This is a genomic window from Nakamurella flava, assembly GCF_005298075.1.
In the GTDB taxonomy this organism is placed as follows: domain Bacteria; phylum Actinomycetota; class Actinomycetes; order Mycobacteriales; family Nakamurellaceae; genus Nakamurella; species Nakamurella flava.
The window spans coordinates 376462-401777 of sequence record NZ_SZZH01000003.1 but is presented as its reverse complement, the minus strand read 5'-3'; the positions used below and the strand labels follow the sequence as shown (position 1 = coordinate 401777).

23 protein-coding genes are annotated in these 25316 nt (G+C 72.5%); 7 read left to right on the top strand and 16 right to left on the bottom strand.

The genetic code is table 11. The annotated features are described in order from the left end of the window. Window positions 1-22: 22 nt before the first annotated feature. The 5 genes from FDO65_RS13580 to FDO65_RS13560 form a co-directional block, all read right to left on the bottom strand. Window positions 23-697: a hypothetical protein gene (locus tag FDO65_RS13580; protein WP_137450230.1), complete on the bottom strand. Its 675-nt coding sequence runs from the start codon at window positions 695-697 to the stop codon at window positions 23-25. A gap of 134 nt (window positions 698-831) precedes the next feature. Continuing rightward, window positions 832-2355, bottom strand: coding sequence for a bifunctional uroporphyrinogen-III C-methyltransferase/uroporphyrinogen-III synthase (locus FDO65_RS13575; protein WP_137450229.1), 1524 nt, complete (start codon window positions 2353-2355; stop codon window positions 832-834). Window positions 2356-2452: 97 nt separating this feature from the next. Then, the gene (locus FDO65_RS13570; RefSeq protein ID WP_240757608.1) at window positions 2453-3325 is read right to left on the bottom strand and encodes a redox-sensing transcriptional repressor Rex; all 873 of its coding nucleotides are present in this window, start codon (window positions 3323-3325) and stop codon (window positions 2453-2455) included. A 283-nt stretch (window positions 3326-3608) separates the two neighbouring features. Further along, window positions 3609-3878 (bottom strand): glutaredoxin family protein, encoded by a 270-nt coding sequence (locus tag FDO65_RS13565; protein WP_240757607.1) that lies wholly within the window; start codon window positions 3876-3878, stop codon window positions 3609-3611. A 43-nt stretch (window positions 3879-3921) separates the two neighbouring features. Continuing rightward, window positions 3922-5973 carry a class I adenylate-forming enzyme family protein gene (locus FDO65_RS13560; RefSeq protein WP_240757652.1) on the bottom strand — a complete coding sequence of 684 codons (2052 nt, stop codon included), beginning with the start codon at window positions 5971-5973 and terminating at the stop codon, window positions 3922-3924. 203 nt (window positions 5974-6176) lie between these two features. Between FDO65_RS13560 and FDO65_RS13555 the strand changes: the two genes are divergently transcribed. Beyond that, complete coding sequence (locus FDO65_RS13555; RefSeq protein WP_240757606.1) at window positions 6177-7109, top strand: HAD family hydrolase; 933 nt, start codon at window positions 6177-6179, stop codon at window positions 7107-7109. 19 nt (window positions 7110-7128) lie between these two features. Here FDO65_RS13555 and FDO65_RS13550 read toward each other — a convergent pair whose 3' ends face one another. The 5 genes from FDO65_RS13550 to proC all read right to left on the bottom strand — a co-directional run bounded on the left by FDO65_RS13550 (window position 7129) and on the right by proC (window position 11156). Next, the gene (locus FDO65_RS13550; protein ID WP_137450225.1) at window positions 7129-8160 is read right to left on the bottom strand and encodes a lysophospholipid acyltransferase family protein; all 1032 of its coding nucleotides are present in this window, start codon (window positions 8158-8160) and stop codon (window positions 7129-7131) included. After that, the gene (locus FDO65_RS13545; protein WP_240757604.1) at window positions 8157-9428 is read right to left on the bottom strand and encodes an NAD-dependent epimerase/dehydratase family protein; all 1272 of its coding nucleotides are present in this window, start codon (window positions 9426-9428) and stop codon (window positions 8157-8159) included. The genes FDO65_RS13550 and FDO65_RS13545 overlap by 4 nt, the downstream gene beginning before the upstream one ends. An 83-nt stretch (window positions 9429-9511) precedes the next feature. Then, window positions 9512-9613, bottom strand: a complete 102-nt coding sequence (locus FDO65_RS13540; RefSeq protein ID WP_015746237.1) for a 30S ribosomal protein bS22 — start codon at window positions 9611-9613, stop codon at window positions 9512-9514. Window positions 9614-9856: 243 nt separating this feature from the next. Next, complete coding sequence (locus FDO65_RS13535; RefSeq protein WP_137450224.1) at window positions 9857-10093, bottom strand: helix-turn-helix domain-containing protein; 237 nt, start codon at window positions 10091-10093, stop codon at window positions 9857-9859. Window positions 10094-10343: 250 nt separating this feature from the next. Further along, window positions 10344-11156 carry a pyrroline-5-carboxylate reductase gene (proC, locus tag FDO65_RS13530; protein WP_137450223.1) on the bottom strand — a complete coding sequence of 271 codons (813 nt, stop codon included), beginning with the start codon at window positions 11154-11156 and terminating at the stop codon, window positions 10344-10346. Window positions 11157-11375: 219 nt separating this feature from the next. Here proC and FDO65_RS13525 point away from each other — a divergent pair, with 219 nt between their 5' ends. Then, complete coding sequence (locus tag FDO65_RS13525) at window positions 11376-11954, top strand: DUF5946 family protein (RefSeq protein ID WP_137450222.1); 579 nt, start codon at window positions 11376-11378, stop codon at window positions 11952-11954. 11 nt (window positions 11955-11965) lie between these two features. On the opposite strand, the gene ispF is transcribed toward FDO65_RS13525, so the two are convergent. Together ispF and FDO65_RS13515 are read right to left on the bottom strand one after the other, a co-directional pair. Next, a complete protein-coding gene (gene ispF / locus FDO65_RS13520) occupies window positions 11966-13180 on the bottom strand; it encodes a 2-C-methyl-D-erythritol 2,4-cyclodiphosphate synthase (RefSeq protein ID WP_137450221.1) in 1215 nt (404 codons plus the stop codon). Between the two features lie 66 nt (window positions 13181-13246). Continuing rightward, entirely contained in the window at window positions 13247-13729 is a 483-nt protein-coding gene (locus FDO65_RS13515; protein WP_137450220.1) for a CarD family transcriptional regulator, read from the bottom strand. A 317-nt stretch (window positions 13730-14046) separates the two neighbouring features. On the opposite strand from FDO65_RS13515, the gene FDO65_RS13510 reads away from it, so the two are divergent. The 3 genes from FDO65_RS13510 to disA all read left to right on the top strand — a co-directional run bounded on the left by FDO65_RS13510 (window position 14047) and on the right by disA (window position 17638). Then, window positions 14047-14835 (top strand): copper chaperone PCu(A)C domain-containing protein, encoded by a 789-nt coding sequence (locus FDO65_RS13510; RefSeq protein ID WP_137450219.1) that lies wholly within the window; start codon window positions 14047-14049, stop codon window positions 14833-14835. Between the two features lie 91 nt (window positions 14836-14926). Then, the gene (gene radA / locus FDO65_RS13505; protein WP_137450218.1) at window positions 14927-16396 is read left to right on the top strand and encodes a DNA repair protein RadA; all 1470 of its coding nucleotides are present in this window, start codon (window positions 14927-14929) and stop codon (window positions 16394-16396) included. Between the two features lie 153 nt (window positions 16397-16549). Beyond that, a complete protein-coding gene (gene disA, locus FDO65_RS13500; protein ID WP_137450217.1) occupies window positions 16550-17638 on the top strand; it encodes a DNA integrity scanning diadenylate cyclase DisA in 1089 nt (362 codons plus the stop codon). Window positions 17639-17671: 33 nt separating this feature from the next. On the opposite strand, the gene FDO65_RS13495 is transcribed toward disA, so the two are convergent. Continuing rightward, window positions 17672-18559 carry a hypothetical protein gene (locus FDO65_RS13495; RefSeq protein ID WP_137450216.1) on the bottom strand — a complete coding sequence of 296 codons (888 nt, stop codon included), beginning with the start codon at window positions 18557-18559 and terminating at the stop codon, window positions 17672-17674. 96 nt (window positions 18560-18655) lie between these two features. Between FDO65_RS13495 and FDO65_RS13490 the strand changes: the two genes are divergently transcribed. Together FDO65_RS13490 and FDO65_RS13485 are read left to right on the top strand one after the other, a co-directional pair. Further along, window positions 18656-19204, top strand: a complete 549-nt coding sequence (locus FDO65_RS13490) for a beta-class carbonic anhydrase (protein ID WP_137450215.1) — start codon at window positions 18656-18658, stop codon at window positions 19202-19204. Window positions 19205-19206: 2 nt separating this feature from the next. After that, window positions 19207-20172, top strand: a complete 966-nt coding sequence (locus tag FDO65_RS13485; RefSeq protein ID WP_137450214.1) for an HhH-GPD family protein — start codon at window positions 19207-19209, stop codon at window positions 20170-20172. A 156-nt stretch (window positions 20173-20328) separates the two neighbouring features. On the opposite strand, the gene FDO65_RS13480 is transcribed toward FDO65_RS13485, so the two are convergent. From FDO65_RS13480 to lysS, 3 genes are all read right to left on the bottom strand, one after another. Beyond that, complete coding sequence (locus FDO65_RS13480) at window positions 20329-22875, bottom strand: ATP-dependent Clp protease ATP-binding subunit (protein WP_137450213.1); 2547 nt, start codon at window positions 22873-22875, stop codon at window positions 20329-20331. A 308-nt stretch (window positions 22876-23183) separates the two neighbouring features. Next, entirely contained in the window at window positions 23184-23555 is a 372-nt protein-coding gene (locus FDO65_RS13475; protein WP_137450212.1) for a histone-like nucleoid-structuring protein Lsr2, read from the bottom strand. Between the two features lie 218 nt (window positions 23556-23773). Then, window positions 23774-25309, bottom strand: coding sequence for a lysine--tRNA ligase (gene lysS / locus FDO65_RS13470; RefSeq protein ID WP_137450211.1), 1536 nt, complete (start codon window positions 25307-25309; stop codon window positions 23774-23776). Window positions 25310-25316 lie beyond the last annotated feature (7 nt).

Here is a 25316-nt window from a genome sequence, read left to right as displayed (position 1 = left end):
GCCCGGATGCCGTCGGCGGGGGTCAGCGGTACTTGGCCGCCTGGCGGAACGCCTTGGAATCGCGGAAGTACGCGTTCGCGGCGGGCAGGTACATCAGGACGATGGCGATGAGCGTCAGCACGCCGGTGATCCAGTTGTACGAGCTGGTCGTCGTCGTGTAGGTCGTGTTGTCGATGGTGATGCTGCCGGACGTCGTCGACGGCGTGAACGCGCTGATGACCCCGAGAGCTCCCAACACGGTCAGGACGATGCGCGCCCAGTTACGTCCGTTCCACATCATGAACGCGAAGAACACGTAGAGCAGGGCGAACACGACGAAGACACCGATGAGGATGCCCTTGACCGTGTTCACCAGCTGCTGCGGCGTGACCCCGTTGAAGCCGTCGGGGTTGTTCCGCACCGCATCGGCCACGATCCGGTCCCAGTCGGGGCTGTTCACGAGGAGGAGGATCGAGACGACCGCGGCAACGGCGCCGAGCACCCACATCAGGAAAGACCCGGTGACCGCACCCGGCCGGCTCGGCTTGCTCGCCGGCGCCCCGGCGGCCCCGTAGGGACCACCTGGATAGGCCCCACCCGGGTACCCGCCGCCCGGCGCGGACGGGGCGCCGTAGCCGGACCCACCGGGGGCCGCCGCGTACGGATTGGAAGGGTCGTTCGGCGGGGGCCACGAGCCCGGCTGACTCGGAGTTGACATGGCCGAAGCGTAGGCAGGCGACCCCGCCGAACGCACGACCGGGTGCCTGATCTTCGCCCATTCGAGATCTCACCGCGATCCTCGGGCGCCGCTGCGTCGTCTCCCGGCGGGGCCCGGTCCCCCGCCCGGACCGGTCAGCGGCGGCGCGGCGACTTCCGGGGCGGCGGCAGGGCGCCCTCGGCCCGCAGGCGGGTCGCGTGACCGGCCAAGGCGTCGACCATCGAACCGAGCTCGGCGACGTCGGGCTGCACATCCACGCGCAACCCGAACTCCCGCGCGGTCTCGGCCGTCTTCGGGCCGAGGCAGCAGACGATCGTCCGGGCATGCGGCTTACCCGCGATGCCGACCAGGTTGCGCACGGTGGACGACGACGTGAAGCAGACCGCCTCGAAGCCGCCCGTCTTGATGGCCTCGCGGATCGGGGCGGCCGGCGGGGCCGCCCGGACGGTCCGGTACGCGGTGACGTCGTCGATCTCCCAGCCCCGTTCCCGCAGACCGGCGGCGAGCGTCTCGGTGGCGATGTCGGCGCGGGGCAGCAGCACCCGGTCGACCGGGTCGAAGACGTCGTCGAACTCCGGGAAGCTGTCGAGCAGCCCGGCTGAGGACCCCTGCGACTCGGAGATCAGCTCGGGCAGGATGCCGAGGTTCTTCACGGCATCGGCCGTGGCGTCGTCGACGCAGGCGATCCGCACCCCCGAGAACGCCCGGGCGTCCAGGCCGAACTCGAGGAACTTGTTCCACACCGCCCGCACCGAGTTCGTCGACGTGAACACCACCCACTGGTAGCGGCCGTCGACCAGTCCCTTGACCGCCCGCTCCATCTGCGCCGGGGTGCGCGGCGGCTCGACGGCCACCGTCGGCACGATCTGCGGGATCGCGCCGTGCAGGCGGAGCAGGTCGAGCATGTCGTTGGCCGAGTCCCGGGTCTGCGGGATCAGCACGCGCCAGCCGTACAGCGCCCGCGACTCCCACCACGACAAGCGGTCGCGCTGGGCCAGGGCCGGTCCGACCGTGACCACGAGCGGCCCGGTCAGATCCCGGCCCATGCCGTCCAGGGTGGCCAGGGTGCCGTCGACGGTGCGCTGGCTGGGCAGAGTCGCGCCCGCCGTCACCGACGCGGGGGTCTCCCCGGCCAGACCGGACTCGGCGAGGAAGGCGGCGGTGTCGGCGAGGTGACCGGCGGACGCCTGCAGCAGCAGCGTCCCGGGGGCGGCGGCCAGGCTGCTCCAGTCGGAGGCGGCGGAGCGGACGTCGGCCACGGTGTGCACCGAGCCGACCGCGATCCCCGAGTACGACGCGACGGCCGTGGCCGACAGACCCGGCACGACGTCGAAGAGCACCGCACTGCCGGAGACCGCCTGCAACTCCTTGACCAGCGGATCCGCGGTGAGCACGTCGCCGGCGACCAGCCGGACGACCTGGTGCCCCTCGCGGGCCGCGGCGATCAGCGCCGCGGCCACCTCGGCCGGCTCGCCCACGGCCGGATGGACCTCGGCGTTCGGGGCCAGGGCGGTGATCTGCTCGCCGACGTCCGGGTCGGTGAGGACCAGGGTGGCCGCGGAAAGCGACTGGGAGGCCCGCAGCGTCAGCAGGCCCGGGTCACCGGGACCTGCCCCGACGAACGTGATGCGGCCGGTGGTGCGCTGTGGCCCGGTCATGACGTGCTCCTTGCTCGGCGAAGGTGCTCCGGCGCCGTGAACGCGCGCCGGACGGGTGGCCGGGTGTCCCGTGACACCGGCCGATGGGTACTGCGATTCACGTGGAGGCCCCCAGGACGGCTGGTCGGCTGCCGGGGACGTGGCGGGTGACATCCCGCCGCCGCGGTCGGGGAGGAGTGGCCCGGACGGGGGCGGCGCCGGCCACCGACAGCGGCGCCGGGTCAGTGGCCGTCGCCCGCACGGTCGGGCCCGGGGGACGCCGGCGGGCCTCGTGGAACGCCAGCATCTGCAGTTCCAGGGCCAGGTCGACATGCCGCACCTCGACGTCCGCCGGGACCGACAGCGTCTCGGGCGCGAAGGTGAGGATGGATCGGACACCGGCGTCGACGAGGGTGTCGGCCACGGCCTGGGCCGCGTCGGCCGGGACCGCGATCATGCCGATGGTGATGTCGCGGGCCCGGCAGATCGTGGCGGCGTCGGCGATGTCGGAGACGGGCAGGGCGTCCGGCCCGGAACCCACGAGCTGGCCGATGCGCCCCGGGTCGCTGTCGAACAGCGCGGAGAGCAGGAAGCCGCGGCCGGCGAACCCGGCGTATCCGGCCAGGGCCAGACCGAGGTTGCCGAGACCGACGAGGGCGACCCGATGGGCCTGGTGAGCGCCGAGCGTGCGGGTGATCTCTTCGGTGAGGGTCCCGACGTCGTAGCCCACGCCGCGGATGCCGTGACTGCCGAGGAACGACAGGTCCTTGCGGAGCGTGGCGGAGTTGACCCCGGACGCCTGGGCGAGTTCCTCGGAGGAGATCGTCGTGGCCACGCGGCCGCCGTCGGTCAGGGCCGTGAGGCCGCGGAGGTACAGGGCCAGCCGGGCCACGGTGGCTCCGGGGATCTCTCGGGTGCCAGGGATGGCGCCCGGGACCCTGGCCTGGGCCGAACGGGTACCGACCCGACCTCCGCCGACCTGTAGCGTCACCCGCTGCCTCCCTGACGGGGACCCCGCCGGAGCCGTGGCGACCACCATCTGGTAGGCCGCCGGATGCCGGTCACCCTAGTTGCTCGTGACAGACGGAACAAAGTCGCGAACCATCGTCCTCCCACCATGTGGGACGACGCGGCAAGGTGTCACGCAGCGGTCGCAACACGGTCATCGAATGTTCCCGATCCCCCGCCTGCCGAGGTCCCCCGCCGAGCACCCTGGATCGGGTGCCACGCTCTGTTCCCGATCCACCCGCTCGGGTGGATCCGGCACCGGACGGTCAGTACCCGAGTGCAGCGCGCAGCGCAGCGGCCTCGACCGTGTGGTAGCCGTGCACGACGTCGTCGACCAGCACCACCGGCACCAGGTCGCCGTACTCGGCCCGGTCCTCCGGGTCGTCGTCCACGTCGACCTCCCGCCACATCTCCCCGCAGTCGGCCGACACCTGGGCCACCACCCGGCGGGCGTCCTCGCACAGGTGGCACCCGGTCCGGGTGAACAGGGTGATCCGGGGTCGCCGGGCGGACGCGTCTCGTCCGGTGGTCTCCACGATGTCTCCTCGACGGTCGTTCCGGGTGGGCCGGGTGGCTGGCTCAGAACAGGTCGTCGTCGGTGTCCTGACGGCCCCGGTCCGAGCGGTCCCCGGCGGCCGGCAGGCGGACCCCCAGATCGTCCAGGTCGCCGACCGGTTCGGGAGCGACCTCGGGGGCGACCTCGACGGCCTCCGGTTCGGCCGGTTCGACGGCCGCCGGCTCCTTCTCGGTCTCGGACCGTCGCGATCGGCCCTTGCGGGCACGTCCCTCCGCGGGCTTGCCGGGCGGCGGGGAGTCCGCCGCCGACGGGCCGGTCCCGTCCGCGGCGGTGTCGCGCGCCGGCGGCGGCTCGGTCGCAGCCGGATCGGGGACCACGGCCAGCCGGGGAACGGACAGACCCGGGGCCGTGGCGAACCGGCGGCGGGCCGCCACCCGATCCACTCGGCCCACGTCGGTCAACGGCAACTCGGCGACGAAGTGGTAGGCGACGGGCCGCTTGAAGGCGGGCAGCCGGGTGGCCACGTGCTCGGCCAGGACCCGCACCACGTCCTGGTCGCTGGCAACGGCCGGGCCGTCGCCCGTGGAGCCGTCCTCGTCCAGCGCCGGGAGATCGGACCGTTCGGCCTTCAGGACCACGACGGCGACGACCCGACTGTCGCTCATCGCCGACGGACCGGACCGCTCCCCGACGACGGCTGCGGCCCGCACCCACGGGTGGGCGAGCAGTTCCTGCTCGACCTCCAACGGGTACACCGGGAAGCCGGTCACCCGGAGCACGCCGCCGGCCCGGTCGACCACGTGCAGTTCCCCGTCGTCGAGATAGCCCAGGTCACGGGACACCCACCAGCCGTCCGCTCCCGGCCCGCCGCGACCGTCGGGCCAGTAACCGGAGAACAGCGTGGCGCCTCGCAGTGCGATGGGACCGACCTCACCGATCTCCCCGCCGTCCCCGAGCACGTCCAGGGCGTCGTCCCACCCGGCGCCACCGGCAGCCTCGGCGGGAGCGTCCTCGTCGGGGTCGGACACCTGAGCCGGCGTCGTGCCGGTCGCCTCTTGACCGGACACCCGCAGACTCAGGCCCGCCACCGGCCGGCCGGCCGATCCGGGCCGGGGCGGGTCGTCGGGCGCCCCGACCAGCGTGGTCGAGACCACCGAGGCCGACTCGGCCAGCCCGTAACTCGGCCAGACCGGGCCGACCTCGGCGAGCACGTCGGCCGTCCGCCGGTCGTCGCTCTCGAACGGCGGAACCCCCGACGTGAGGATCCGCACCGTCGACAGGTGGTCGACGATTTCCTGCGCCTCCCGCCCGGCCGCCAGCTGGTGGTAGAACGCGGCCGCCCCGGAGATGACGGTGACCCGGTGCTCGGTGACCGCCGCCAGCACACCGTCGATCGCGGACCCGGCCGCCGGCGAACGTCCCTCGGCCCGCACCGCGTCCAGCGACACCGCCGGGAACACCGCCGCGCCGCCGACCGCGGCGACCGGCAGGAACGTGGTGACCCACCCCGACAGGTGGTGCAACGGCAGCACCTGCAGCAGCCGGTCGCCGTCCCGCAGGCCGCCCTCCAGGCCCAGCAACGCGGTGACGGCGGCCCGCACGGCCCGGTGCGACAGCATGACCAGCCGGTCCCCGAAGGGACGCGCCAGCCAGGCCAGGTCCTCGCCACCGGCGGCGGGGCGTTCCGCCGGCCCGGCCGAGGCATCCCACCAGCGGGCGATGCGCTCGGTGTCCACGACCAACGGGAACCCGGTCGGCAGCGTGCTGGCGACCGCTCCGAACGCATCGACGCGCTCCGCCACCGCGCCGACGGCCTCCGGTTGCGGACCGATCGGCACGGCCACGGCCCCCGCCCGCGCGCAGGCCGACAGGACGAGGGCCAGGTCGGCGCCCGTGGGCAGGGCGATGACGATTCGCTCCCCCGGGGTCAGGCCGCGGCGGCGCAGGTCACGGACCCCGGCGTCCACGGCGGCGTCCACTTGGGCCCACGTGCGGGGCCCGCCGGCTCCCAGCACGGCCGGCCGGTCGGGATGGTCGGCGGCGGCCCGACGGATCAGGTCGGCCACGTTCTCGCCCGGCGTCGGGACCCGGGGCGGTCGCTGCTGGTCGTTCATCGCGGTCACCGCACCATTCTGAACCGCTCGCCGTCGGTGAGGGCGAGTCGACGGCGGGTAGCACCCCGCCGGGTGCGCCCCCGGAGCCCGATGACGAACCGCCGCTAGGCTGGCCGGGCCGCCGGGCGCGGCAGGCCCCGGATACCCTGGTCGGGCTCGGGGGCTTGCTGTCACGGGCCGATCACCGAGTGGGGGGACACGCCGTGCGTTTTCGCCGGACGCCGCTGGCTCCCCCGTCATCCGACGACCCGACGCCCACCGAGGTCGCTGGCGCCGCCTCTGCGGAGGCCGCCCACCTGGCCCTGGTCGAGGACGCCGCCGCCGAGCAGGCCGGCGCATCGCCCGGCGCCGACGTGTCGGTCCCGGATCTGACCGCCGCCGCCTTCTTCGACGTCGACAACACCCTGATGCAGGGCGCCTCGGTCTTCCACTTCGCCCGCGGACTGGCGGCCCGCGACTTCTTCCGCAGCCGCGACCTGCTGCGCTTCGCCGCGATCCAGGTGCGCTTTCGGCTCTCCGGCGAGAAGGAGAGCGACACGACGACGGCGCGGGAGGGCGCCCTGGCTTTCGTCGCCGGCCGTCGGGTGGCTGAGATCGTCGAGCTCGGCGAGGAGATCTACGACGACCTGATGGCCGACCGGATCTATCCCCGCACCCTGCTGCTGGCCCGCAAGCATCTCGAGGAGGGTCAGCGCGTCTGGCTGGTGACGGCGACCCCCGTCGAACTGGCCACCATCATCGCGCGCCGCCTCGGCCTGACCGGAGCCCTCGGCACCGTCGCCGAGGACGTCGACGGCATCTACACCGGGCGCCTGTACGGCGAACTGCTGCACGGCCCGGCCAAGGCGGCCGCCGTCCGGGCGCTGGCCGCCCGTGAGGGCCTGGACCTGCGCCGGTGCACGGCCTACTCGGACTCGGTCAACGACGTGCCCATGCTGTCGGTCGTCGGCACGGGCGTCGCGGTCAATCCGGACGGCGCCCTGCGGCAGATCGCCCGCGAACGGGGGTGGCAGATCCTCGACTTCCGGGTCGGCCGCAAGGCGGCCCTCATCGGGGTGCCCAGCGTGCTCGGGGCCGGGGTCGTCACGGCCGGGGTGCTCGCCGGCCGCTACGCCTGGCAGCGGCGACGGTCCTGACGGTCCGACCCGCGGCCGGTCAGCCCAGGAAGGGGTGCCCGCGCCGCAGCAGTAGCCGGTACAGCGTCTGCTGGATGGTCTCCCGGACTTCGTCGGTCAGCCCGAACACGACCGCCGGATCGTCGACCGCCCCCTCCGGGTAGTGGTCGGTGGCGATCGGCTCACCGAACTCGATGATCCACTTGCTGGGCAGCGGGATCGCGCCGAGCGGCCCGAGCAGGGGGAACGTCGGGGTCACCGGGAAGTAGGGCAGACCGAACGCCCGGGCCAGCGGCTTGATGTTGCCGATCAGCGGATAGATCTCCTCCGCGCCGACGATCGACACCGGGATGATCGGCACCCCGGTCCGCAGGGCGGCGGCGACGAACCCGCCCCGGCCGAACCGCTGCAGCCGGTACCGCTGCGAGTACGGCTTGCCGACGCCCTTGAACCCCTCGGGGAAGACGGACACCAGCTCGCCGCTGGACAGCAGGCGCTCGGCGTCCTCGTTGCAGGCCAGGGTGTTGCCGGCCTTGCGGTTCAGTTCCCCCAGGAACGGCGTCTCGAAGATGAGGTCGGCGCCCAGCATCCGGACCGGCCGGGACTGCGGGTGGTGATCGTGCACGGCCACCCCGACCATGACGGCGTCGACGGCGACGGTGCCGGAGTGGTTGGCGACCAGCAGCGCCCCGCCGGTGGCGGGGATGTTCTCCAGGCCCAGGGTCTCCACCCGGAAGTACTTCTCGAACAGCACCCGCAGCGGCGGCAGCAGGACGGTGTCGGTGAAGTCGGGGTCGTAGCCGAACTCGTCGACCGGGTAGTCGCCGGTCAGGCGGCGGCGCAGGAAGGCCAGGCCGCCGGCCACCGACCGCTTCCAGCCGGCCTCGTCGGATCCGGTCGCACCGTGCGCGTCGGTCGGGCCGGTCGCCCGCGGCGGCCCGTCGAGGCCGGCCGCGGTCGCCGGGTCACCCGGGGGGTCGAGGGGGCTCAGGCGGGTCACGGAAGCTCCTTCGGGCCGGTCGGCCCGGTCGGACGGCGCGGTGGGGCGCCCGGAATCGCCCCGGGCGGTCATCGGGTCCGCCGGGGACGGTGCGGTCGCGCCAGCGGGGTGACGACGGCGGCATCGGGGACGCTCACCAGGTGGCGGGTGACGGGAGCCGGCACCGTCGCACCGACCGGCTCGACCACCGGTTCGTCGTCCGGGGCGATGGTCGCGGGCGCGGGGTCGACCCGCAGCGTGCGGGCCACCGTGCGCTCGGCCTGTCGGATCAGGTCGGGGGTCAGCAGCGGCGGCAGGGCCGCGGCGAAGTCGTCGAACGCGGACTCGGTGGTGAACCGGGGAACGAACCCGACGTCACGGGTCATCCGGGTGGTGTCCATGACCCGGCCGGTGGCCAGCTGACTGACCAGCGCCGGGGAGAACCCCCCGATCCGCAGCTGCTGCATGGCCCGGGACAGCACGCCGAGACCGGCACCGGGCACCGGCAGCGGCACCCGTCCGGCCCGGTGGATCGCCTGGGACACCGTGAGCACCCCGTCACCGGCCGCGTTGATCGGACCGGCGACGTCGCCCAGTGCGAGGGTGTGCAGCAGGGCCACCGCATCGGACTCGTGGATGAGCTGGAGACGGGCATTGCGCCCCAGGACCAGCGGCACCACCGGGGTGAGCGCGAAGTAGCGGGCCAGTGGGGTGCGGATGGTGGGTCCGATGAGATCGGCGAACCGGGGCAGGGCGACCCGCACGTCCGGGCGCCGCCGGCTGAACCCGCGGACGTAGGCCTCGATGTCGACCGCGTCGCGGCCGGGACCGGATGACGGCACTGAACGGGCCGGGGTGTCCTCGGTGAAGACGGCCGGGTCCCGCGGCGACGAGCCGTAGACCAGCGACGTCGAACGGACGACGAGGGACCGCACGGTGTCCGAGCGCTGGCAGGCCGCGAGCAGTTGCATCGTGCCGAGGACGTTCATCTCCTTGGCCAGCGCCCGGGCCGCCGAGGAGGGGGCCGGCGCCGATGCCGAGGCGTGGACGACGGTGTCGACTCCGGCGGTCTCCAGCACCCGCGAGATCAGCGGGTTGCGGATGTCCACCCGCACGAACTCCGCATCGCCCATCCGGGACCGGGCCGCCGGTTCGGGCAGCGCCGCGTCGACGCCGACCACCCGGTCGACCCCCGGATCACGGGCCAGTCGGCCGGCCAGCTCGGAGCCGATGTACCGGGTGACCCCGGTGACGAGCACGACCCGTCCGGCCATCTGGCCCCGTCCCTCCCGCTGGTTGCCCGTCGCCGTCCCGTCCGACCCGCCTCCGGCCGAGTAGGCCGGACGGAGGGGCAACGGCACGAGGCCGACCGGTCCTCGACCGGTCGGCCCGATGACCGTCTGCACGGTCGGTCACCGCGGTGACGGCGACCGACACGGAAGACCTACTTGCCGGCCTTGCGACGCGCCACACGGGTCTTGCGCAGCAGCTTGCGGTGCTTCTTCTTGGCCATCCGCTTGCGACGCTTCTTGATGACGGAACCCATGCTGGTGCCCACTTTCCTTGACTGAACAGAACCGGCGAGGGCAGCCCGCCGGGCCGCCCGAACGCAGATGTCCCGGGATGCCCCGGGTGGAGACCGCGAGCGGGGCGATACCCGTCAGCATCCATGGGGACGGACGCGACAGCACCCCGACCGCAGTCGGTGTGCGGACGATCCTACCGGCCTCGACGGCACCCCATGTCCGGTCTCCGCGCAGGTCACGATCGCCGGGCGGCGTGACGGTCGTCAGCCGACGTCGTTGAAGGCGTCCCGCAGGTAGTCGTGCACGGTGCGTTCGGGGACACGGAAGGAGCGGCCGACCCGGACCGCGGGCAGCTCGCCGGAGTGCACCAGCCGGTACACGGTCATCCGGGACACGCGCATCAACGCCGCGACCTCGGCCACGGTCAGAAACCGCATCTGGCCGAGGTCGGCGGCGCGGTCGGACCGCCCGCCGGGCGTCTCGTCGACTCGATCGGGCATCGAGGCACCGTCTTTCTCGTGGCCGAGCCGACCGGCTTCCCCTCCGGCGGTTCGGTACCACGTGTTCGGACGACTTTAGCCCGGCGGCGCCTACCCGGAGCCCCTCGAGCCCCCCGACCTGGTGAAACCCGTCCGGGTGGAGCTGGGTGCGGCATCCGGGCCATGGGCCGGTGGGGGGCTGCTCAGGCCGGGTCGTGCGCGCGCCCCAGCTCGGCCGATCGCACCGCGGCCGCCTCGATGGCCGGGCCACTCAGGCCGGGTCGTGCGCGCGCCCCAGCTCGGCCGATCGCACCGCGGCCGCCTCGATGGCCGACAGCAGGGCCGCCCGCACCTTGTGGTTCTCCAGTTCCCGGATCGCCGCGATGGTGGTTCCGCCGGGCGAGGTGACCGCCTCGCGGAGGATGACCGGATGTTCTGCGGAATCCCGCAGCATCGTCGCGGCGCCGACCGCGGACTGGATGATCAAGTCGGTGGAGACCGCCCGGGGCAGTCCGAGCAGGATGCCCGCGTCGATCATGGCCTCGACCAGATAGAAGAAGTACGCCGGACCGGACCCGGAGAGTGCGGTCACTGCGTCCTGCTGCGTCTCGGGGACCCGGACGACCTTGCCGACCGAGCCCAGCATCTCCTCGACCAGATCCAGGTGCTCCGGCCCGGCGGCCGCCCCCGCCGAGATGGCACTCATGGCCTCACCGACCAGCATCGGGGTGTTCGGCATCACCCGGACCACCGGCGTCCCGGCGGGCAGTCGACGCTCGTACAGGGACGCCGGCAGACCCGCGCACAAGGAGACGACCAGGGTGCCCGGGCGGACGGTGTCGGCCAGCAGGTCCAGCAACGGCTCGATGTCCTGCGGCTTGACCGCGACCACCAGGACGTCGGCCCGCTCGACCGCTTCCGGGGTGTCGACCCCGGCCACCCCGTACCGTTCGGTCAGTTCCGCGGCCCGCTGGTCGTAGCGCTCGGTGAACAACAGGTCGGACGGCGCCCGGCCGGCCTTCAGCAGCCCCGCGAGCAGGGCCTCCCCGATCTTGCCGGCGCCCAGAATGGCGATGGTCGTCATGCCCGTCAGCGTGCCATCCGGCCGGGGCTGTTCACGCACCGACGCCCGGACGGCGCGCAGCGGCGGCGGCGTAGCCGATCGGGCGACGTTCGGTACCCCGTCCGGGTGCGTCGCCCAGCCGGACGGGACGAATGTTGGTAGACACACAGGGATAACGACGTGGGCGGAGGGTCACCCGTGACCGCCGCGGGTGACCGGTGGGGTCGGAAAGGGGTGCTCATGGGCATGCCCGGCTCCTCGGCGCACCCGGCGGGCCCCGGTCAGCCGCCCGATCCGGTGGTCATCGACCCCTGCCCGGGGTGCGGTCTGGTGGTCGGCCCGATCGACGGTCCGCGGCATCCGTACATCGGTAGCTCCCCGGGGTGCTGGTCGCTGCACATCGAGCTGATGACCAGCTTGAAGCCGGCCGACCGGGCGATCGGGCAACTGGCGGGCGACACCTATGCCGTCCAGCACCCGGGCATCCCGGAGCGCCGGGCCGTGCAGTCGGTCTGTGTGCACCTCATCAGCCTCGGCGCCCAGCTCGAGCGCGGCTGGCCGGCGGCCAAGGCGCCGGACCTGGTCAACCGGGCCATCGGCCACCCGGACTGGTGGGTGTGGCTGGATCCGCCGACCCCCCTGGGGTCGATCCGCGTCGACCAGGTCGTCGCGGCGACAGATGCGGTCGAACGCGACCGGCTGGTGCACGCCTGGGCCGACGACCTCTGGCGGGCCTACGAGCCGCACCACCGTCAGGTGCTGCAGTGGATCGACACCCTGCTCGGACCGGCCGGTGGACGCGGCGGACGTCGCCGCTAGTCGTACCCGGGTCAGTGCGCGACGCGGGCGACCAGAGCGGTCGCCACGGCGGCCCGCCCCTCTCCCCGCCCGGTGAGGCCCAGGCCGTCCGTCGTCGTCCCGGCCACCGACACCGGCGCCCCGACCGCCGCGCCGAGCGCCGCCTGCGCCTCCGCACGCCGCGGCCCGACCCGGGGCGTGTTGCCGATGACCTGAACCGACACGTTGATCGGCCGGAAGCCGGCGGTCTTGAGGCGGGCGACGACCTCGGCGATCAGGGTCACGCCGCTGGCCCCGGCCCACTGCGGGTCGGAGGTGCCGAAGACGGCGCCCAGATCGCCCAGCCCGGCTGCCGAGAGCAGGGCGTCGCAGACGGCGTGCGCGGCGACGTCACCGTCGGAATGTCCGGCGCAGCCGGCGTCGTCGGGGAAGAGCAGACCGGCGACCCAGCAGGGACTGTCGGCGTCGATCGGGTGCACGTCGGTACCGGTACCGACCCGTAGGTCGGGCAGCACGGGCGCCGGGGCGGACGGGGCCGGGGCCGGTGTCGTCGTCCGACCGGTGATCCGCACCATGCGTTCGGCCTCCTGCAGATCGTGGGGGGTGGTGACGCGCAATCCGGCCCGGTCGCCGGGCACGGTGGCGACGGGGATTCCGAGCCCGGCGACCAGGCCGACGTCGTCGGTTCCCGCGCCGCCGGTGGGCCGTTCAGCGTGTGCCCGCCTCAGCACGGCCGGGGCGAAACCCTGCGGCGTCTGCACGATGCGCAGCGTGCCGCGATCGACGGTCGCCCCGTCATGACCGTCGCCGTCGACGCGGCGGACGGTGTCGACCACCGGCATGACCGGCGCGACGGCCGGTGCGCCGGCGGTCACCGCGGCCGCGACGGCCCGGACGACGCTGGGCGGGACGAAGGCCCGCAGGGCGTCGTGGACGACGACGACCTGGGGTTCGGGCCAGCCCTGGGCGACCGCGCGATCGAGTTCAGCCAACGCGGCGGCGGTGGCGGCGAGGCGCGTGGGCGCTGCGGGGACGACGCGGACCAGCGAGCCCAGGAGCCGCCGGGCCCGGTCGAGCTGGTGGGGCGGGACGGTCAGCACGATGCGCTGCACACCGGAGGCGAGCAGGCCCTGCACCGCGTGGACGACCAGCGGCACTCCGGCGACGGAGGAGAACGCTCCGGCGTCGGCGCGGCGGTCGTCGGCATCGGCCGATTCGCAGGCGCAGACCAGGGCGACGATCGTCATGGAGGAGAGTGCTCCGACCGAGCACAGGGCCCGCACCCCTGGAGGTGCGGGCCCTGTGACGTCGGATCAGGAAGCGAGAACCTCGTCGAGGATGCCCTCGGCCTTGTCCTCGTTGGTGCCCTCGGCGAGGGCGAGCTCGGAGACCAGAATCTGACGGGCCTTGGCCAGCATCCGCTTCTCGCCGGCGGACAGACCCCGCTCGCGATCGCGACGCCACAGGTCGCGGACCACCTCGGCCACCTTGTTCACGTCACCGGAGGCCAGCTTCTCGAGGTTGGCCTTGTAGCGACGGGACCAGTTCGTGGGCTCCTCGGTGTGCGGAGCACGCAACACCTCGAAGACGTGATCGAGACCGGTGCGATCGACCACGTCACGCACGCCGACGATCTCGGCGTTGTCGGCGGGGACCTTCACGGTCAGATCGCCCTGAGCGACCTTCAGGACCAGGTAGAGCTTTTCGACGCCTTTGACGACCCGGGTTTCGGTCGCCTGAATGAGGGCCGCCCCGTGATGGGGGTAGACAACGGTTTCACCAACGTTGAAGACCATGAGCTTTCAAGACCCCTTTCGCTCACCCCATCCTACCACGCCTACGTCTTTCATGATCCCATCGTCGCAGGTCAGGGCCTATCGAGGAACTTGACAAACCGACCGCACCCTGTATCCGGCGGGTCCGTGCGACGCCCGACGGACGTCCGCCGCAGTGCCGCGGAGCCGGTCCGCGCAGGCCGGCTGGTTCGTGACGTTCGTCCGGACGCGCGCCCGACGCGCACCGGGCCACCGCGGCCGGTTAACCTGAGCCGCGGGGACCGCCGTCCCTGCTCGTCCCCGTTGCTGCATCGCTGTCCGAGAGAAGGGCAACCGCCGTGTCCTCCACCGTCCGTGCTCCGCGTCGACTCCTCGTGCCGGCCCTGGCGATGGCGGCAGCGGTGGCTCTCACGGGCTGCGCGGCCGGCCAGATCTCGCAGACGGCCGACCAGGTCGCCGCGATCGACGGCGCCAACGGCGCCGTCGGTAACCTGACCATCCTGAACGCGCAGCTGGCGCAGCCCCAGGGTGAGGCGATCCAGGCCGGTGGCAACGGTCAGCTGCTGATGTGGGTCTCCAACCAGGGCCTGGAGTCGGACACGCTGACCAGCGTCACCACGCCCTACGCGAGCGACGTCCGGATCACCGGCGCTGGCGAGATCCCCGGGCAGACCCTCGCCGACCTGGCCACCGGGTCCGGCACGCGGGTCGTCGTCCAGGACTTCACCCAGGAGCTCATCACCGGCAACTCGGTGCCGATGACCTTCACCTTCGCCAAGGCCGGCACCATCGACCTGAACGTCCCCGTGCAGCTGCCGGCGGAGCGTTCCACCGGTCGCGAGCCCATCGAGATCCTGCCGCCGCACCCCACCCCGCTGTGGGAGACCGGCAGCCACGGCGAGGGCGGGCACTCCGAGGGATCGGGGTCGGAGGATCACTCCGAGAGCACCGGCACGCAGCTGAACGAGGGCGCCGGGACCACCGCCGCCGTCACCGAGTCGTCGGCCCGTGGCGAGTCCGGTTCCGGCTCCACGGCCGAGAGCTCGTTCGTCCCCTCCGGCACGGCCTTGGCCGCCACCACGGGCGGATCCGAGGGCGAGTCCGGCGCCAGCGACGAAGGCCGCTGAACCCACCCCCACCGCGCGACTGCTCGTTGCGCGGGAGCGCGGTTGCGTGTCCGGAAACCCACTGTCGGACGGTCGCACTAGCGTTCGCCTCATGAGTCCGACCTCCGCCGGCCGTGGCCGCTCCGCCCAGGGCGGTTCTTCCGCCTCCTCCGGTTTCACGTGCACGGAGTGCGGCCAGCAGACGCTGAAATGGCACGGGCGCTGCCCGGAATGTCAGGCCTGGGGCACCCTCGCCGAGGCGGCCCGGCCCCGGTCGCCGCTGCGGCGGGTCGGTGCGGTCAGCGGCCCCCCGGCCGTCGCGGCCCGCCCCATCGCGGAGATCGACGCCACCTCGGCCCGCCCACGGGCCACCGGTGTTCCCGAGCTCGACCGGGTGCTGGGCGGCGGCCTGGTGCCGGGCGCCGTCGTCCTGCTGGCCGGTGAGCCCGGGGTCGGCAAGTCGACCCTGCTGCTCTCGGCGGCCCAGGCCTGGGCGGCCGCCGGCGGTGGACGGGTACTGGTGGTGACGGGTGAGGAGTCGACCAGCCAGGTGCGGCTGCGAGCCGGCCGGATGGGCACCCTGCACCCCGACCTCTTCCTGGCCGCCGAGAGCGAGCTGGGCGCCGTCCTCGGCCATCTGGACCAGGTCCAGCCGCGGCTGCTGATCGTCGACTCCGTGCAGACCATCGCCGCGGGCGACGTGGACGGGACCGCCGGGGGCGTGACCCAGGTCCGGGCCGTGGCCGCCGAACTGACCGCGGTGGCCAAGGAACGTGACATCGCCTGTGTCCTGGTCGGTCACGTGACGAAGGACGGCGCGATCGCCGGGCCGCGGGTGCTCGAGCACCTGGTCGACGTCGTCCTGCACTTCGAGGGCGATCGGCATTCGAGCCTGCGGGTCGTCCGCGGCGTCAAGAACCGGTTCGGCCCGTCCGACGAGGTGGGCTGCTTCGAGATGGTCACCGACGGCATCGTCGGCCTCGCCGACCCCTCCGGCCTCTTCCTCACCGGCCGCTCGGTCCCCATCCCCGGGACGGCCACCACCGTCGCCCTGCACGGCCGGCGGCCATTGCCGGTGGAGGTGCAGGCCCTGCTGACACCGTCATCGGGGGAGGCGGGCCGGCGCACCGTCTCGGGTCTGGACAACGCGCGCACCGCCATGACGCTGGCGGTGGTGCAGCGGTGGGGTGGCGTCCGGTTGGCCCAGCAGGACGTCCTCACCGCGACGGTGGGCGGGGCCCGGGTCACCGAGCCGGGCGCCGATCTGGCCGTCGCGCTGGCCGTGTGGTCATCCGCACGGGACATCCCGCTGCCGGCCGGTCTGGTCGTCCTCGGGGAGCTCGGCCTGTCCGGTGACGTCCGGCCGGTCGCCGGGGTGGAGCGGCGGCTGGCCGAGATGCGGCGGCTCGGCTTCGACCGCGCCATCGTGCCGGTGTCGACCGGGGGGTCGCGCGCGACCGGCCGCTCGTCCGCGCGGCTGCGGGTGGAGGGCATGCGCATCCAGGAGGTCGCCGACCTGGGCGAGGCCCTGCAGTCGTTCGGCGACGGCACCATCGACTGGCGGTCCCGGCGCGGCAGCTGAGGTCGCGCGGCCAGGGGTGCGGTCAGGGGTGCGGTCACCCGCCTGGGCCGGAGCCGGTGCAAGGGTCACCGCTGCCCCACCGGTCGGCCCGGTCCCCGGCCGGCGGCGGTCCGACACCTAGACTGACCCCCGGACCGACGGGCAGGGGGACGGGTGGACGACCGAACGAGCGTCGCAGCGCAACGCGCGGTGCTGGCCCGGGTCGCACCCGGAACCGCCCTGCGGGACGGTCTGGAGCGCATCCTGCGCGGCCGCACCGGGGCGCTGGTGGTGCTGGGCTTCGACCAGGCCGTCGACGACCTGTGCGACGGCGGCTTCCGGCTGGACGTCGAGTTCTCCCCCACCCGGCTGCGCGAGCTCTGCAAGATGGACGGCGCCGTCGTCGTCAACGACGAGGCGTCCCGCATCCTGCGCGCCAACGTCCAGCTCACGCCGGATCCGAGCATCCCGACCGTCGAATCCGGTACCCGGCACCGAACGGCGGAACGGGTCGGGCTGCAGACCGGCCGCCCGGTCGTCGCGGTGAGCCACTCGATGTCGATCATCAGCCTGTACCACGGCGGTCGCCGGCACGTCGTCGCCGATCCCCCGACCATCCTGAGCCGCGCCAACCAGGCGCTGTCGACCCTGCAGCGATACCGGGCACGGTTGGACGAGGTCGCCCGCGCCCTCTCGGCCCTGGAGATCGAGGACTTCGCCACCCTGCGGGACGCCATGACGGTGCTCCAGCGCCTGCTGATGGTGCGCCGCATCGCCGACGAGATCACCAGCAACGTCGTCGAACTGGGCACCGACGGCCGGCTCCTCGGGCTGCAGCTCGAGGAGATGCTGTCCGGCACCCACGGCCTCGCCGAGCTGCTGATCAGCGACTACCTCCCGGCCGACACCCCCCGCGAGCAGGTGGAGGAGATCACCGAGCAACTCGACCAGCTGGACGAGGCCGCCCTGCTCGACCTGACGGCGGTCTCCCGCGTGCTGGGGTTGCCCACCGCGGCCGACGCACTCGACCTGCCCGTCAACCCGCGCGGCTACCGGCTGCTGGCCAACATCCCGCGGCTGCCCCCCGCCGTCCTCGACCGGGTCATCGCCCACTTCGGCAACCTGCAGGGCCTGCTGGCCGCCACCGCGGCCGACCTGCAGGCGGTCGACGGCGTGGGCGAGGCCCGGGCCCGCACCGTCCGCGAGGGTCTGTCCCGGCTGGCGGAGTCGTCCATCGTGGACCGGTACGGGGCCTCGCTCTGAGCGACTGCGCGCCGGCCCTGCGGTCGGCGTCGGTCAGCCGGTGATGGCGAAGGCCGCCGGCGGGCTGGACAGGCCGCCCAACTGGGCCACCAGCGTGTACTCACCGGGGGGTGCCACGGCTCGGTCGCCGGTGCAGCCGGGCGCCGAGGTGGTGCCCGACCATTTCACCGTGAACGAGACGACCTGCCCCGGGGCCAGCTGCTGCACGTCGCTGCCCTGACCCGGGAAGCAGTCGGCGGTCGACCAGACCCGCGCGCCGTCGGCGGCGAACACCGTGAAGATCTGCAGTGGGCCGGACAGGTCGCGGACGCAGGGTTGGGCCCCCCGGTTCGTGACCGTCATCGTCAGCCGGGGTTGCTGCCCGGCCGCGAACGTCGGGGCGGACGGGGCCCCTCCGACCGCCGTGTCGGCGTCCGCGCACAGCAGCCGACCCTGCGGGTCGTAGGAGGGGGGCGGGGCGGCCGGCGTCGGCTCCGGGCTCGGAGCGGCCGCTGGTGAGGCTTCCGTCGGCGACGCCGCGGGGGCGGCGGATCCGCTGGCCGTGGCCTCGACCGACGCCGATGGGCTCGGGGCCGTCTCGGACGGGCTCGGCGACGAATCGGACACGGACGCCGACGCCGACACGGACACGGACGCCGACGCCGACGCCGACGCCGACGGGGATGCCGAGGGCAACGCCGAGGACATCGGCAGCACCGACGGCAGGGCCGAGACACTCGAAGCGGCCAGTTCGCCGGTCAGGGTGGGGACGGCGGAACCGGAGCCGAGCGCGGTGGCATCGGACTGCTGACGGGCGGAACTGGAATTGCGGTTGGCCAGGAACCACACCATGCCGATGAGCACGAGTACCGCGACGAGCACGAGACCGACGCGGCGAATCCAGTACACCCGGGACGACAGAGGGCCGACGGGGTGCATCACTCGGGCGACGGTAGTCTCGCCGCAGATCCTTTTCCGGGAGCAACGCCGGGACCCCCGCCGGGTTGCCCCGGTCACCTCGTGGGTAAGGAGACCGTCGTGACGGCGATCGAAGAAATGCTCAACCGCAACAAGACTGCGGCCGAGTACCACGCGAGTGGGTTGACCCCGATGCCCAGCAAGAAGCTGGCCATCGTCATGTGCATGGACGCCCGCATCGACGCCCATCTGGCGTTCCGGCTGAACCCGGGCGAGATCCACCTGATGCGCAACGCCGGCGGCATCATCAGCGATGACGTCATCCGTTCGCTGGCCATCTCCCAGCACGCCCTGGGCACCCGCGAGGTCATGATCGTGCACCACACCGACTGCGGCCTGGCCCGCCTCAAGGAGGACGAGTTCCGGGCGGAGCTGGCCAAGTTCGCCGGTTACCGGCCGACCTGGTCGATCCAGGCGTTCCTGGATCCGCACGACTCGGTGCGGGAATCCCTGCGTCGCGTCCGGGATTCACCGTTCCTGCACCACACGGACGCGGTGCGGGGCTTCATCTTCGACGTCGAGACCGGGCTGCTCGAAGAGGTCTTCGTCGACGAGCACCCCACCGGCCAGGTGGCCGCCGGGGCGGACAGCGCCTCGGCTGCGCACTGACCATGCCGTCCGGTGGCGACCCGGACCTCCGGGTCGCCACTGCTTCCGCTGCCGAGCCGGACACCCAGGGCACGCGGGGCGACGGAGCGCTGGCCGTCGACCGGCTGCTGCCCTGGTTCGCCGAGCACGGTCGGGACCTGCCATGGCGCGACCCCGATGCCGGCCCGTGGGCCGTGCTGGTCAGCGAGATCATGTTGCAGCAGACGCCGGTGGTGCGAGTGCTGCCGGTCTATCGGGCGTGGTTGCAACGGTGGCCCCGGCCGGCTGACCTGGCCGCCGATGCCCCGGGAGACGCCATCCGGGCGTGGGACCGGCTGGGTTATCCCCGCCGGGCGTTGCGGCTGCACGCCTGCGCCACGGCCATCACCGTCGATCACGGCGGGGTCGTCCCGGACGACGTCCCGACCCTGCTGACGCTCCCCGGCATCGGCGAGTACACCGCCCGCGCGGTCGCGGCCTTCGCGTTCCGCCAGCGGGTGCCGGTGGTCGACACCAACGTCCGGCGGGTGCTGACCCGGGCGGTCCGGGGCCGGGACGAGCCGCGCGAACCGGCCACCACCCGCGACCGGGCCGAACTGGAGACCTTGCTCCCGCCCGACCCGGAACAGTCGGCCCGCTACTCGGCCGCGCTGATGGAACTCGGCGCGCTGATCTGCACGGCACGCTCCCCCGACTGCGATCGGTGCCCGGTGCAGGACCGCTGCGTCTGGCATCGGGGCGGACGGGTCGCCGGGGTCGCCCGGCGCGCGGTGCAGACCTGGCACGGCACGGACCGGCAGATCCGCGGGCGGATGATGGCCGTCCTCCGGGCCGCCGAGCACCCCGTCGCGACCACCGACCTGCTCGCCGTCGCCGACGACACCGATCAGGCCCGGCGGTGCCTGGACGGTCTGCTGGCCGACGGCCTGGCTACGGCCGCGGCCCCGGACCCGGCCACCGGCGCGGAGACGATGACCCTCCCCCGCTGACCGGCGCCGCCGTCGAGGGCGCGGGACAGAGCCCACCGGATCGCGGAGGTCCGACGTCCTGCTGCGGCACACCCGGCGACGGCCCGGAACGGCCGAACGGCCCGGCCCCGCGGGTGCGGGACCGGGCCGTTCGTCAGCGCCGCTAGAGACCAGGCGTCAGCCGGCGTCCTTCTCCAGGGAGATGTCCCCGGCATCGCCGGCCACGCCGGCAGCCACGGGCTCCGGCACGGCCTTGTCCTCACCGCGGAAGGTGAAGACCTTGGTGGGCTTGCCGGTCAGCTCGTCGGTCGCCTCGGCGACGTCGACCAGCACAACCTGCCCGGGACGGACCTCGTCGAAGAGGATCTTCTCCGAGAGCTTGTCCTCGATCTCGCGCTGGATGGTGCGACGCAGCGGGCGGGCGCCGAGCACCGGGTCGAAGCCCCGCTCGCCGAGCAGCGTCTTGGCCGCGTCGGTGACCTCCAGGGCCATGTCCTTGTTCTTCAGCGCGGTCTCGACGCGACCCAGCATCAGGTCGACCATCTGGTTGATCTCCACCGGCGTGAGCTGATGGAAGACCACGACGTCGTCGATGCGGTTGAGGAACTCGGGCCGGAAGTGGCGCTTGAGCTCGTCGTTGACCTTCTGCTTCATGCGCTCGTAGTTCGACTGGTCGGTGTTGCCCTGGGCGAAGCCCAGACTCACGGACTTGGAGATGTCGCCGGTGCCCAGGTTCGACGTGAACACGATGACCGTGTTCTTGAAGTCGACCGTGCGGCCCTGACCGTCGGTCAGCCGCCCGTCCTCCAACACCTGCAGCAGCGTGTTGTAGATGTCCTGGTGCGCCTTTTCGATCTCGTCGAACAGCACGACCGAGAACGGCTTGCGCCGCACCTTCTCGGTGAGCTGGCCGCCCTCCTCGTAGCCGACGTATCCGGGGGGCGCCCCGAACAGCCGGGACGCGGTGTACCGGTCGTGGAACTCGCCCATGTCGACCTGGATGAGCGCGTCCTCGTCGCCGAAGAGGAACTCGGCCAGCGCCTTGGTCAGCTCGGTCTTCCCGACGCCCGACGGGCCCGCGAAGATGAACGACCCCGACGGACGCTTCGGGTCCTTGAGGCCGGCCCGGGTGCGGCGGATCGCCTGGGAGACGGCCTTGACGGCCTGGTTCTGCCCGATGATGCGCTTGTGGAGCTCGTCCTCCATGCGCAGCAGACGGGTCGTCTCCTCCTCGGTGAGCTTGAAGACGGGGATGCCGGTCCAGTTGGCCAGCACCTCGGCGATCTGCTCGTCGTCGACCTCGGAGATGACGTCCAGGTCGCCGTCCTTCCAGGCCTTCTCGCGCTCGTTCTTCTTGGTCAGCAGCTGCTTCTCCGAATCCCGGAGGGCGGCGGCCTTCTCGAAGTCCTGCGCGTCGATCGCCGACTCCTTGTCCTTGCGGACGGCGGCCAGCTTCTCGTCGAAGTCGCGCAGGTCCGGCGGCGCGGTCATCCGGCGGATGCGCATCCGGGCGCCGGCCTCGTCGATCAGGTCGATCGCCTTGTCCGGCAGGTACCGGTCGCTGATGTAGCGGTCGGCGAGGGTCGCCGCGGCGACCAGCGCGTCGTCGGTGATGGTGATGCGGTGGTGCGCCTCGTAGCGGTCGCGCAGACCCTTGAGGATCTCGATGGTGTGGGCCACCGAGGGCTCGCCGACCTGGATCGGCTGGAAGCGCCGCTCGAGCGCCGCGTCCTTCTCGACGTACTTGCGGTACTCGTCGAGGGTGGTCGCGCCGATGGTCTGCAGCTCACCACGGGCCAGCATCGGCTTGAGGATGGACGCCGCGTCGATGGCGCCCTCGGCCGCACCGGCCCCGACGAGGGTGTGGATCTCGTCGATGAACATGATGATGTCGCCGCGGGTGCGGATCTCCTTGAGCACCTTCTTCAGACGCTCCTCGAAGTCACCGCGGTACCGGGAACCGGCGACCAGCGACCCGAGGTCGAGCGTGTAGAGGTGCTTGTCCTTCAGGGTCTGCGGGACGTCCCCGCGGATGATTGCCTGGGCCAGGCCCTCGACGACGGCGGTCTTGCCGACGCCGGGCTCGCCGATCAGCACCGGGTTGTTCTTGGTGCGGCGGGACAGCACCTGCATGACCCGCTCGATCTCCTTCTCCCGGCCGATGACCGGGTCCAGCTTGCCCTCGCGGGCCGACTGGGTGAGGTTGCGACCGAACTGGTCGAGCACGAGCGAGGTCGAGGAGGAGCCCTCGGAGCGTCCGCCCTCGGCGGCCGCCGTCTCCTTGCCCTGGTAGCCCGACAGCAGCTGCAGCACCTGCTGGCGCACGCGGTTGAGGTCGGCGCCCAGCTTCACCAGCACCTGGGCGGCGACGCCCTCGCCCTCACGGATGAGGCCGAGCAGGATGTGCTCGGTGCCGATGTAGTTGTGGCCGAGCTGCAGCGCCTCACGCAGGCTCAGCTCGAGGACCTTCTTGGCCCGGGGGGTGAAGGGGATGTGCCCGGACGGCGACTGCTGGCCCTGGCCGATGATCTCCTCGACCTGCGCGCGGACGCCCTCCAGGGCGATGCCCAGGGACTCCAGGGCCTTGGCCGCGACGCCCTCGCCCTCGTGGATGAGGCCGAGGAGGATGTGTTCCGTGCCGATGTAGTTGTGGTTGAGCATGCGGGCCTCTTCCTGGGCCAGCACGACAACTCGACGAGCTCTATCGGTAAACCGTTCGAACATGTGCACTCCTCACCAGCGTGCGCTGCAGGATGGGTTCGGGCGAACCCTGGTGGTACTCCCCGGCGGGACCGACCAGAGGCAGGACCCGGTCGAAGATGCCGAAGTGGTGACGACACCGCGCACCGTGCCGTCACCTGTAGACAACGTCGCATCAGCCCCCAGGTTTCCGCCACACCACGCGGTAAGCCGTGGGCGAACAACGCCACGGCGCCCCGTCCGGAACGCCGGCCGGATCCCGCAGGAACGGCCGGCGCACCCGGACGGGGCGCCGTGGACAAGCGTGCCGATTGACGGCACCGGCCGACCGATCAGGCGTGGGCTTCCTCGAACGCCTGCAGGACGGCGGCGGACAGCCGGCCGCGCTCGGAGACCTCGTGACCGTTGGCCCGGGCCCACTCGCGGATGGCGGCGGTCTGCTCCCGGTCCGGGGTGGACCGCGACGACTTGGCCGGCTTGGCCGCGGGGGCGGCGCCGCGGGCCCGGCCGCGGGATCCCCGCCGACCACCGTCGACGCGACGGGCGTTGGCGACGAACACGGCCAGCGAATCACGCAGCTTGGCCGCGTTGTCCTCGCTCAGATCGATTTCGTAGTTCGCGCCGTCGAGAGCGAAGGAAACCGATTCCTCGGCCTCCGTGCCGTCGAGGTCGTCCACCAATGTGACGGTGGTCATGGTCGCCATGCGAGTTTCCTTCCCGGTGCCGATGAACGTCGGCATGAAGAGACGTAGATGGATGCTGTCGTATCCGGACGCATTTTTGTCGGGGTTCTGCCGGGCCGAAGTACCGCCGCCGACAACCCCGACATCAGGATAGACGTTGCCCCGCATTCCCGACGCCATTGTCGGCAACCGCGCGCGGCGCCCGACGAGGGGCGCCGCACGTTCCCACCGTCGTGTGGTCAGTCTCCCGGACGGACGAACGGGAACAGGATGGTCTCGCGGATACCCAGGCCGACCAGCGCCATGATCAATCGGTCGATTCCCATGCCCATTCCGCCGGTCGGCGGCATTCCGTACTCCATCGCCCGCAGGAAATCCTCGTCCAGTCGCATGGCCTCGTCGTCGCCCAGACCGGCAAAACGCGCCTGGTCGACGAATCGCTCCCGCTGCGTCACCGGATCGACCAACTCCGAATAGCCGGTGGCGGTCTCGAATCCCCGCAGATACAGGTCCCACTTCTCGGTCAGGCCGGGTTCGGTGCGGTGGGCGCGGACCAGAGGGGCCGTCTCGACGGGGAAATCGCGCACGAACGTGGGGGCGACCAGGCCCGGGACCACCAGCGCCTCGAACAGTTCCTCGGCCAGCTTGCCCGGGCCGTAGTGCGGGGCGACCGGCACGTCGTGCTGCTCGGCGAACGCGACCAGTTCGGCCATCGGCGTCGCGACGGTGACCTCGGTGCCCAGCGCCTGGCTCAGCGAACCGAACAGGGTGATGGACGCCCATTCCCCACCGAGGTCGTACTCCGAACCGTCGGCGTGGATCGCTGTCGTCGAACCGTGCACCGCGACACAGGCGCGCTGGATGAGCGCCTGGGTCAGCTCCGCGATTCCGTTGTAATCGCTGTAGGCCTGGTAGGCCTCGAGCATCACGAATTCCGGGGAATGCGAGGAGTCGACACCCTCGTTCCGGAAATTACGGTTGATCTCGAAGACCCGGTCGATGCCGCCCACCACGGCCCGCTTGAGGTACAACTCCGGTGCGATTCGCAGGTACACGTCCATGTCGGTGGCGTTCATATGCGTCACGAAGGGTCGCGCCGCGGCTCCACCGTGCAACACCTGGAGCATCGGGGTCTCCACTTCCAGGAATCCCCGGCCGGTGAGCGTCTCACGCAGCGACCGATTCACCGCGGCCCGCGTTTCCACCGTCTTGCGCGCCTGCGGGCGGACGATGAGATCAACGTAACGCTGACGGACCCGGCTTTCCTCCGACAACGGCTTGTGGGCGACCGGCAGCGGACGGAGCGACTTCGCCGTCAGCGACCACGAGTCGGCCATCACCGACAATTCCCCCCGGCGCGAGGTGATGACGGTGCCGTGCACGAACAGGTGGTCGCCGAGATCGACGTCGCTCTTGAACGCGGCCAGCGCGTCCGCCCCCACCCCGGCCAGCGAGATCATCGCCTGCAGCTCGGTGCCGGTGTCGCCGGCGCCGCCTTCGCGCAGGGTCACGAAGCAGAGCTTGCCCGAGTTCCGCAGGAAGATGACGCGCCCAGTGACCCCGACGACCTCACCGGTGTCGGTGTCCGGCGGCAGGTCGGGATGGGCGGCGCGGACGTCGGCCAGCGACGTGGTCCGCGACACACCGACGGGGTACGGGTCGACACCGCCGTCCAGCAGCCGCTGCCGCTTCTCGCGCCGCACCCGCAGCTGCTCGGGCAGGTCGTCGGGCTCGGCGGCGGTGGGCGTGGGCTGATCGGAGGGCGTCGCAGTCACGACAGAC